This window comes from Aliidiomarina sp., assembly GCF_047920995.1.
In the GTDB taxonomy this organism is placed as follows: domain Bacteria; phylum Pseudomonadota; class Gammaproteobacteria; order Enterobacterales; family Alteromonadaceae; genus Aliidiomarina.
Genome location: NZ_JBLRWZ010000050.1, coordinates 1 through 9,400 on the forward strand (window position 1 = coordinate 1; position 9,400 = coordinate 9,400).

A 9,400-nucleotide genomic window follows, 5' to 3' on the forward strand; every position below is an offset into this window, starting at 1 on the left:
AACGTAAGCCGTGGCAATTCCGCCACCAGGGTTAGTTTGGAAACGAACTAACCTCCCGAGATTTGGAAAGGTGTGAAGATGCTTACAGATAAATACGCGCGTAGGTTTACCTACCTACGTTTGTCGGTTACCGAAAGCTGTAACTTCCGTTGCAACTATTGCCTGCCTAATGGCCCCGATTGTACCTCGCGCAAGAACGAAATTACCTTGCCTGAGATCAAGCGCGTGGTTACGGCCTTTGCAAAAACAGGCACTAAAAAGGTGCGTATCACCGGTGGTGAGCCTGCTTTGCGCAAAGATTTAGCAGATATCATTCGTACCTGTAAATCTGTGCCGGGCATTGAGCAAGTGGTGATCACTACCAACGGTTACCGATTAGAGCGAGATTTGGATACATGGATCGAGGCTGGGCTTGATTCCATAAATGTGAGTATTGATAGCCTCAACCCCGGCACCTTTCAAATGATTACCGGCGATAGCCGCCTGCCGAGTATTTTGCGCGGTATTGATATGGCCCTCGAACGCGGAATGCAGAATGTAAAAGTGAATAGTGTGTTGTTGCGTGATTACAACGCCAGCGAATTACCAGAGTTTCTTCAGTATGTGCGGGATCGGGGCGTTACCATGCGTTTTATCGAATTGATGCAAACGGGCGATAACCGCGCCTATTACAAACGCAACCATGTAAGTGGCCAAAGTGTGAAAGAAAAGCTGTTGGCCGGTGGTTGGAGCCAAACCATTAAGTCAATTACAGCAGGGCCAGCGCAAGAGTTTAGCCATCCTGATTATGCTGGGCGTATGGGGTTAATTATGCCCTATAGCACCGATTTTTGTGCGGATTGCAATCGCTTGCGAGTATCAAGCCGCGGGCAATTGTTTATGTGTTTATTTGCCGAGCAGCACAATGATTTGCGCCAATATCTGCAAAACGATGATTCGGCACCGCTGATTCAGCACCTTCATGATGTTTTGCAAGGCAAGGCTGAAAGCCACTACCTGCACGAAGAGTTTACTGGAGCTACACGGCATTTGGCCATGATAGGGGGCTAATCTATGCAGCCACTTAGTTGCATTATTCTCGCGGGCGGCCTCTCTGTAAGAATGGGCCGTGATAAAGCGTTGCTACCGATATGCCAACAGCATGATTTGCTCACTCATATGGTGAACTTAGCCGGTTCGGCCGGCGCGGCGAATATTTTGGTAAGCCGCTCACCAGCATTACAAGCAGAAGCACTGAGCTATATCCCTTTTATTGCAGATTACTACCCGCAACAAGGGCCATTGGCGGGCTTGCAAGCATGCATACCAGAATGCAAATACGAGCGTATTTTGGTGTTGCCTGTTGATATGCCAGCGCTAAATAAAGATGTACTGCAAATCCTTTTAAGTAGCACTACTTCGGCGTGTTTTAAAGGTTATGAGTTGCCACTTCTGATTGTGGCAGATAGTGGCCAACGAGATCAGCTGCAGCGCTTTCTAAACGAGCAATTGCAAAACGCTAATGCGCGCCGTTCCATTCGTAGCATGCTGCACTTTTTGCAGGTTAATGAACTTCCTGTAATGCATGAGCAGAGCATGTTAAACACTAATTCTCCCGAGCAATGGCAGTTGTTTTTATCCTTAAAGGATGAATTACAGCCTGATGTAGCAAAGGGCAATAATCAGCACTAAGTGCATTGGAGTAGCTATCCATGACAACAGAAAAGCAATTTATACCCCTGAATGTGGCGATATTAACCATCTCGGATTCACGGATAGAAGAAACCGACAGCACTGGGGATTTGTTGGTGCATTCGTTGGCTAGCGACGGACATACGCTCATGCAGCGAACAATATTACCGAACAATAAATATCAGATTCGTGCTCAGGTAAGTTCGTGGATCGCGAGTGAGAGTATCCAAGTGGTACTGGTGAATGGCGGTACCGGATTTGCGAACGGTAATTGTACCGTGCAGGCGTTAACACCTCTATTTGATCAGCACGTAACCGGCTTTGGCGAATTATTTCGGCAGTTAAGTTTTTTAGAAATTGGTAGCTCAAGCATGCAAAGCCGAGCAGTTGCTGGGTTGGCCAACGGTACGTTGATTTTCGCGATGCCGGGTTCCGGCGGTGGTGCGCGTTTAGCATGGCAGCAACTGATTAAACCTCAGCTTGATGCGCAACAAGGCCCCTGTAATTTTGTGGCGCACCTAAAAAAGCTCCAGTAAACAGAATGTAATGGTGGGGCGCTACTCACGGCGCTTTGCATGATGATAATAGTGAACATAACTTAATAAGAGAGCAATTATGGCTACAAACAAGCAGTTAACTCACCTTGATAGCAGTGGCGCTGCACACATGGTGGATATTACCGATAAAACAATTAGCAAACGCGAAGCGGTTGCTTCGGCCCGGGTGATTACGCAAGCGGATGTGATAGGCCTGATTGCACAAGCTACGGCGAAGAAAGGTGATGTACTTGCTACTGCGCGTATCGCCGGAATTATGGCGGCGAAGCGTACCAGTGATTTAATTCCTTTATGTCACCCTTTGGCTCTGAATAAGGTAACGGTTGATTTTCAGCTTGATCAACAAGCGGGAGAAATTCGGGTACGCGCGCGCTGTGTGGTAGAAGGCAAAACCGGGGTGGAAATGGAGGCGCTCACGGCCGCAAGTGTGGCAGCGCTTACTATCTATGATATGTGTAAAGCCGTAGATCCAGCCATGGTGATCAGTAACATTCAACTCGTCGAAAAGTTAGGTGGTAAACGCGGGCATTGGTTACGTGAAGAGCAAACTTTGCAATCGGCCACTGCAAACAACGGCGTGAAGTAAGGAACACTTATGGTAAAGGTTTTATTTTTTGCTGCTCTGCGCGAGCGGCTGAAGAGTTCCGAGTATCTGCTGGCTGATTTCCAACAGGGCAGTGTGGCTGATGTGTTAGCTGCCGTGAGCGCTCACTCTGAGCGCTGGCGAGAAGTGCTAGCAAGCCAGCAATTATTGATGGCCGTAAATCAGCAATTAGTTGATGCAGCGGCAACTGTAAAAACGGGCGATGAAGTAGCATTTTTTCCGCCGGTTACCGGAGGCTAGCGTGGCTGGAGATTTACGAATTGCAGTACAAACAGCAGATTTCGATGTGGCTGGCGAGTATCAATGGCTGCGTGGCTCTGGGGTGGCAAGCAGTGGCGTTTCTGTGCGTGGTGAAAATGGTGCGGTAGTTACTTTTACAGGCCTCGTGCGTGAGCTTGCAGAGGGCGAATTGGTGGGCATGAGCTTGGAGCATTATCCCGCAATGACCGAGCGTGCATTAACGGATATCGTGCGCCAAGCACAACAGCGTTGGGCTTTAGGTAGGGTTGCAATAATTCATAGAGTAGGATTCCTTACCTTGAATGAACAAATTGTATTTGTAGGCGTTGCCAGTGCTCATCGGAAAGCCGCAGCAAATGCGGCTGAATTCATTATGGATTACTTAAAAACGCGAGCCCCATTTTGGAAGAAAGAGCATCGTACAGATGGTGCAGAGTGGGTGGCAGCCAAGGACAGTGATGCACAAGCAACTGAGCAATGGGAGCAAGATAATGCATAAAGATAACTATTTGAGCGATAAGAGTACTTGCCAAGCACAATTTATACGCTGGTTGGTTGCGCATGCACTTGTGCCAATAAGTATACGATCAGCGATGCGCGTTATGCTGCCTAGCGTGCTTGTTGTGAGCCTATTCTTGGTAACCGCACAAGCGGCTACAATAAGAATAGCAGCGGCTTCTGATCTGCGTTTTGCCATGCCCACTATCGTGGCTGCGTTTTCCGAGCAGCACCCAGAGTATTCGGTGAACGTAGTGTATGGGTCTTCGGGTCGTTTTTATAGCCAAATTCGAAATGGTGCGCCGTTTCACCTCTATTTTTCCGCAGATATTGAGTATCCGCAACGGCTGTTAGCTACAGATATTGCCGCGGGTAGTAGCATAAAAGATGCGCTAGCAGGCACAGTTATTAATAATCGTGCCGTATACCCATATGCTCAAGGGCTGTTAGCGGCCTGGATGCTGGCTGATAATGCGCAAGCAATACGCCACCCAGAAGAAAGCAGTAGCGAGCAAGCTACGGTTGATCTCGATACATGGTTGAACGCTGCGGTACAGCAACGCCGCGGGCGCATCGCAATCGCTAACCCGGAGCATGCACCCTATGGTGTAAGGGCTCTGGAATGGCTACAGCAGCACCCGCGCTGGGCAGAAATTGAAGGGCGTTTAGTATATGCCGAGAATGTGGCGCAAGTGGCACATTTTGTACGTTCGGGTAGTGCGCAGCTGGGCATTCTGGCGTTGCCCTTGGCGCTTAGTAAAGAGCTTACAGAATACGGGCAATTTATTGCAATTCCGGAGCACCAACATGCCCCAATTATGCAAGGAATGCTGCTCACCGAATATGGTTATGAACACGCTGGAGCGCAAATGTTTTTCGCATTTTTACAAAGCGCACAAGCGAAAGATATTTTGCAAGCCGCAGGCTTTTTAATCCCTAGCGAACGAGATATGTATGAGCCCCAGTGATTGGCAAGCGATAGCCCTTACGCTGAAATTAGCGGTTATTTCTACGCTGGTGTTACTGGTACTGGCGATCCCCCTGGCGTGGTGGTTAAGCCAAACGCGAAGTCGGGCTAGGCCATTACTAGAGGCAATAGTGGCGTTACCTTTGGTATTACCTCCTACTGTGTTGGGTTTCTATTTGTTGATTGCGCTTGGCCCAGCCGGAGTGATTGGCGGCAGCTTAGAAGCTATCGGTTTTAGCCATTTAGCCTTTAGTTTTACGGGCTTGGTAATTGGTTCAGTAATTTATTCGTTACCATTTGCAGTGCAGCCACTGCAGAATGCCTTTAGCCAAATTCCTCGATCTTTATTGGATGCAGCCGCCTGTATGCGGGCGAAGCCCAGCGATCGTTTTCTGCACGTGGTAATGCCATTAGCCAAGCGGGGTTTCATTACTGCCGCGGTTTTAGCATTTGCACATACCATTGGCGAGTTTGGTGTAGTGCTGATGATTGGCGGGAATATTCCGGGTGAAACCCAAGTAGTGGCGATTGCCATCTACGACCACGTGGAAGGCTTAAACTATGGTGCGGCAAATCAACTTTCTTTGCTGCTATTAGTATTTTCGTTATTAGTATTGTTAGCGGTATATAGCTTGAATAGAGATGGCAGTGCGCTGTTTACGCGCCAAAAACAGGAGCTGCCGAAATGAACTATTTGCATGCCAATTTACAGGTAAAGCGTGGCAATTTCCGAGTTAATGCGGAGTTTAATTTGCCGAGTAATGGGATTACTGCGCTATTTGGCCCCTCGGGGTGCGGTAAAAGCACATTATTGCGGGCCATTGCCGGTTTGCAGCATACCGATGAGCAGCATCAGGGCACTCTTTGTTTCGTTAATGAGCAGCACAAGCACACCTGGCTTATGCCCAACCAGGCAACAGTTCCAGCTTGGCAGCGCAAGGTAGGTTTTGTTTTCAACAACCGGCTTTGTTTCCACACTTGAGTGTGGCAAAGAACCTAGCATTCGCGTGGCAACGAGTAGCAGCCGAAGAGCGCGAGCAGCGTTCGCTGTTTGCGCCGCAACGGGTGGCGCAGCTTTGTGGTATTACCGCCCTTCTGGAGCGGATGCCAGAACAACTATCCGGAGGCCAGCAACAGCGCGTAGCCATTGCTCGGGCCTTGGTGAGTTGCCCACAGTTGCTGCTACTTGATGAACCCTTGGCGAATTTAGATTATTCAGCAAAAGCCGAGTTTATCGCATTACTAAAGCACATTCATCAAGTAGTGCAAATACCGATGCTGTATGTATCTCACCACCTCGATGAGGTAGTACAGCTAGCTGATTATTTGTTGTTGATGGAACAGGGTGAGTTAGTAGCTAACGGGAGCATTGCCGAGGTGTTGCAAAGCGATAAAGGCTTCGCTAGCTGCAGCGGCGAGAATATTATTCATGGCATCGTGAGTGCTGAACAGAACCCAGAAACGAGCTTATTAGCGATACATGTAGCTGGCCATCGGGTTAGTTTCCCGCACCCGCAGTTAAGCGCTCGCAATTCTGGGAACGGGCAAACAGATAACATCACTGGCAGCTATCTGCACGCTGAAAAGGATTTAGCCAGCGCACGCGCTAGCAACCAAGAATACGATGAGTTTGCTACAGGTAGCCGCTGCCGAATTCATGTTCGGGCCCGTGAACTTAGTATTACGAAAGATCGCCATATGACCTCAAGTATTCGTAATGTAATTCCAGTTACGATATTAAGCATCCATGCTGCCGAGCACCCGGCGGAGCAACGTATTCGTATTGCCATCAAAACAAAGCTAAATGATGGAGCGAAGGAGCAAATTGTTTCGGCGGTAATTACCAAAAGCTCTGCCGAACGTTTGCAATTAGCTGAGCAGATGCAGGTGTATTTGCAAATTAAAGCGGTAGCGCTTAGTTACTAATAAAAAAGCCGCTTAAGTGCAGCGGCTGGTTTACTTTAGTGCGGTTATTGCACCGGCGTTATGCGAGCAGTAATGTGTTACTTTATCGGCGTTTGCAGCATTTGTATTTGCACCGCTTCACCTGCGGCTACATGATTGCGATCTTGCTCAAGCAGAATTAAACAGTTGCCGTGCACCAATGAACTCAACATGCCCGAGCCTTGTGGACCGGCGCTATATACACGGTTTTCACCATTTTCATAGCGCACGATACCCCTTTGAAAATCGGCGCGCCCAGGCCGCTTCTTCAATGCCTCGCCAGCAATAGCGCCTAGCACCACAGGTTGCAATTCTCGCTCACCTGCTAAACGCTGCAATGCCGGTAGCGCCAGTTGTTGCAGGGTTACAGTGGCAGATACAGGATTGCCAGGTAGGCCAAAGAACCAAGCGCCATCTACTTTACCAAATGCGAATGGTTTACCGGGTTTCATTGCCACTTTCCAGAAACCAACGGCTCCTAACTCAGCAATTACTTGTTTGGTATAATCCGCATCACCAACGGAAACGCCCCCGGAGCACACAATAGCATCAGCTTGCTTTGCTGCTTGTATAAACGCATCGGCAATTTCTTGTTTATTATCGGGAATTAAGCCGAGATTCAGCACTTGATAGCCACACCGCTCGAGCATTGCATGAATAACAAAGCGATTAGAATCGTATAATTGATCACTACGGCGGGCTTGTCCGGGCTGCACGAGCTCATCACCGGTAGAAAACACGGCAATGGTTAATTGGCGCCGAACGCTGATGTTGGCAATGCCTAACGAGGCTAACATACCGATATCCACAGGATGCAGCTTACTGCCGTGGGCATAAACCACAGCGCCTACTTTCAGCTCTTCACCTTGCTTGCGAATGTTGTTACCCAGCTTCAATGGCGAGCAAATGTGAATTCTATTTGCCGATGCGCCCAACTCGGTATTTTCTTGCGCTACCACCGTATCGGCTGATTCTGGAACCTGTGCACCGGTCATAATGCGAATGCACTCGCCGGCATTTAATGCACCAGTGAACGGATGGCCAGCTCGCGATTCACCAACCATCTGTAGCGTATCGGTGTGCTGCAAATCTGCAACGCGCAATGCGTAACCGTCCATCGCTGAGTTATTATAGCCTGGCACATCTACTGTTGAAGTAACCGAATCCGCTAATACGCGGTTTACTGCATCTGCAATATGTACTGTTTCAGTTTCAGCAATGGGATCTATTGCAGCTAGCATTTGCTGAATTGCTTCGTTCACTGCCAGCATTTAGTTATTCCCTTGTTGATTCACCATCCAAACCGCGGCTTCCACCCGCGAACGTAACCCTAATTTTTTCAGTAAGTGCTTTACGTGTACCTTAACGGTGCCATCAGAAATATCAAGTTCGCGGGCAATAACCTTGTTGCTCATTCCCTTTGCGATTAGCGCCAATATTTCGTATTCGCGGTTGGTAAGGTTATTTAAATCAGCTTGGTGGCGCGGCGCGGGTTTGCGAATAGCCGTAGCCAAAATTTCCGTAACCGCTTCACTGAGCACCATTTTGCCGTTCAGTGAGCGGCGTAGCTGTTCTAGCAGCTGTTCAGGGTCCATATCTTTTAATAAATAGCCATCCGCACCAGAACTAATGGCTTCAACCACATCTTCATCGACATCAGAAACAGTAAGCATTACAATGCGCGAAGTAACGGCTTCTTTGCGCATACCTATCAGCGTTTCAATGCCGTCCATGCCCTGCATATTCAGGTCTAACACAATTAAATCTGGGTCAAGATCTACTGCTTTTTTAATAGCATCGGGCCCATTATTTGCTTCGGCAACTACTTCGATATCATCTTCAAACTCAAGCAGCTGCTTTAACCCTTTGAGAAGTAATGGATGATCATCAACTAACATCACACTATATTTGTCCGCCATGTTTAACTCTCCGCTAGCTATTCGTTCGGAATACTCCTGTTTAGGCGCCTATTACCTCTTACTAAGGATTGAAAAACTTTGACCTACATCATGTTCTCTTTCCATAACCTTACGCTTCGCATGGTTATCTGGGATAGGCAAGCATTCCTCAATGCTAGTATAAATAATTGAAAAAGATAACTATTTCGGTTCTGATTTACGCTGTATACCCCATAGTGAGTACTCATTCATAGGCGCGCGCCCCTCCAATCCGATACATTGTTGAAATTATAGTGAACGCGCACACTGATCTCGAAAATTATGACCATGCCAGAGTGAGGAAACAGTTATGGCAGATCTAAAACAGTGGGAACCTGAAAACGAAGGTTTTTGGGAAAAAGAAGGGAAGCGCATAGCGAATCGAAATCTGTGGATTTCGATTCCCAGCTTGCTCTGCGGCTTTGCAGTGTGGATGTATTGGAGCGTAATTACGGTTCAAATGTTGAACTTAGGCTTTCCATACGCCGCTGCTGAATTATTTACGTTAACGGCAATTGCGGGTTTAACTGGGGCTACCTTGCGAATCCCAGCCAGCTTTTTTGTGCGCCTATGTGGTGGCCGTTACACCATATTCTTAACCACTAGTTTATTGATTATTCCCGCGTTAGGAACAGGGTTAGCATTACAAAGCCAAGAAACACCGCTATGGGTATTTCAGCTTATGGCCCTACTATCGGGTATCGGTGGTGGTAACTTCGCGGCTTCCATGTCGAACATCAGCTTTTTCTTCCCTCGCAAACAACAAGGCTTAGCGCTAGGCCTCAATGCCGGCTTAGGTAATTTTGGCGTAACCAGCATGCAAGTTCTGGTGCCTTTATTCATGACCTTCGCTGCATTTAGTTGGATTGGCGGCGGTGATTCCATGATTCTGCAAAAAGCCAGTGGTACCTTAATTGGCAGCATTCCAGCGGGTAGCGAAACGTGGATTCAAAACGCCGGCTTCGTGTGGTTATTGTTTTTA

General features: G+C 48.1%; 10 protein-coding genes, 2 pseudogenes and 1 riboswitch. Of the genes and pseudogenes, 10 read left to right on the forward strand and 2 right to left on the reverse strand.

Annotated elements, in window-relative coordinates; genetic code table 11:
- Window positions 1-89, forward strand: a riboswitch (molybdenum cofactor riboswitch). This riboswitch is flagged as partial in the annotation.
- The 9 genes and pseudogenes from moaA to ACNA7P_RS10575 form a co-directional block, all read left to right on the forward strand.
- Window positions 79-1,050: a GTP 3',8-cyclase MoaA gene (gene moaA, locus ACNA7P_RS10535; RefSeq protein ID WP_416258591.1), complete on the forward strand. Its 972-nt coding sequence runs from the start codon at window positions 79-81 to the stop codon at window positions 1,048-1,050. (Overlaps the previous riboswitch by 11 nt.)
- Window positions 1,051-1,053: 3 nt before the next feature.
- Window positions 1,054-1,671, forward strand: coding sequence for a molybdenum cofactor guanylyltransferase (locus ACNA7P_RS10540; protein ID WP_416258592.1), 618 nt, complete (start codon window positions 1,054-1,056; stop codon window positions 1,669-1,671).
- 20 nt (window positions 1,672-1,691) lie between these two features.
- Entirely contained in the window at window positions 1,692-2,207 is a 516-nt protein-coding gene (gene moaB, locus ACNA7P_RS10545) for a molybdenum cofactor biosynthesis protein B (RefSeq protein ID WP_416258593.1), read from the forward strand.
- Between the two features lie 79 nt (window positions 2,208-2,286).
- A complete protein-coding gene (gene moaC / locus ACNA7P_RS10550; protein ID WP_416258594.1) occupies window positions 2,287-2,814 on the forward strand; it encodes a cyclic pyranopterin monophosphate synthase MoaC in 528 nt (175 codons plus the stop codon).
- A gap of 9 nt (window positions 2,815-2,823) precedes the next feature.
- Window positions 2,824-3,072 carry a MoaD/ThiS family protein gene (locus ACNA7P_RS10555; RefSeq protein ID WP_416258595.1) on the forward strand — a complete coding sequence of 83 codons (249 nt, stop codon included), beginning with the start codon at window positions 2,824-2,826 and terminating at the stop codon, window positions 3,070-3,072.
- A 1-nt stretch (window position 3,073) separates the two neighbouring features.
- The gene (gene moaE / locus ACNA7P_RS10560; RefSeq protein ID WP_416258596.1) at window positions 3,074-3,571 is read left to right on the forward strand and encodes a molybdopterin synthase catalytic subunit MoaE; all 498 of its coding nucleotides are present in this window, start codon (window positions 3,074-3,076) and stop codon (window positions 3,569-3,571) included.
- 94 nt (window positions 3,572-3,665) lie between these two features.
- The gene (gene modA / locus ACNA7P_RS10565; protein WP_416258597.1) at window positions 3,666-4,538 is read left to right on the forward strand and encodes a molybdate ABC transporter substrate-binding protein; all 873 of its coding nucleotides are present in this window, start codon (window positions 3,666-3,668) and stop codon (window positions 4,536-4,538) included.
- On the forward strand, window positions 4,525-5,226 hold the full coding sequence (gene modB, locus ACNA7P_RS10570) for a molybdate ABC transporter permease subunit (RefSeq protein ID WP_416258598.1): 702 nt from the start codon (window positions 4,525-4,527) through the stop codon (window positions 5,224-5,226). Before modA ends, modB begins: the two co-directional genes overlap by 14 nt.
- 59 nt (window positions 5,227-5,285) lie before the next feature.
- Window positions 5,286-6,460 (forward strand): annotated as a pseudogene (locus ACNA7P_RS10575) (ATP-binding cassette domain-containing protein); the annotation flags it as partial.
- An 80-nt stretch (window positions 6,461-6,540) separates the two neighbouring features.
- Here ACNA7P_RS10575 and glp read toward each other — a convergent pair.
- Both glp and narL read right to left on the reverse strand, forming a co-directional pair.
- Window positions 6,541-7,752, reverse strand: coding sequence for a gephyrin-like molybdotransferase Glp (gene glp / locus ACNA7P_RS10580; protein WP_416258599.1), 1,212 nt, complete (start codon window positions 7,750-7,752; stop codon window positions 6,541-6,543).
- On the reverse strand, window positions 7,753-8,400 hold the full coding sequence (gene narL / locus ACNA7P_RS10585; RefSeq protein ID WP_416258600.1) for a two-component system response regulator NarL: 648 nt from the start codon (window positions 8,398-8,400) through the stop codon (window positions 7,753-7,755).
- A gap of 328 nt (window positions 8,401-8,728) precedes the next feature.
- On the opposite strand from narL, the pseudogene ACNA7P_RS10590 reads away from it, so the two are divergent.
- A pseudogene (locus ACNA7P_RS10590) lies at window positions 8,729-9,400 on the forward strand (antiporter); the annotation flags it as partial.

Coding starts and splice junctions, on each gene's coding strand:
- moaA (WP_416258591.1), top strand. CDS start 79: ATGCTTACAGATAAATACGCGCGTAGGTTTACCTACCTACGTTTGTCG.
- ACNA7P_RS10540 (WP_416258592.1), top strand. CDS start 1,054: ATGCAGCCACTTAGTTGCATTATTCTCGCGGGCGGCCTCTCTGTAAGA.
- moaB (WP_416258593.1), top strand. CDS start 1,692: ATGACAACAGAAAAGCAATTTATACCCCTGAATGTGGCGATATTAACC.
- moaC (WP_416258594.1), top strand. CDS start 2,287: ATGGCTACAAACAAGCAGTTAACTCACCTTGATAGCAGTGGCGCTGCA.
- ACNA7P_RS10555 (WP_416258595.1), top strand. CDS start 2,824: ATGGTAAAGGTTTTATTTTTTGCTGCTCTGCGCGAGCGGCTGAAGAGT.
- modA (WP_416258597.1), top strand. CDS start 3,666: ATGCGCGTTATGCTGCCTAGCGTGCTTGTTGTGAGCCTATTCTTGGTA.
- modB (WP_416258598.1), top strand. CDS start 4,525: ATGAGCCCCAGTGATTGGCAAGCGATAGCCCTTACGCTGAAATTAGCG.
- glp (WP_416258599.1), bottom strand. CDS start 7,752: ATGCTGGCAGTGAACGAAGCAATTCAGCAAATGCTAGCTGCAATAGAT.
- narL (WP_416258600.1), bottom strand. CDS start 8,400: ATGGCGGACAAATATAGTGTGATGTTAGTTGATGATCATCCATTACTT.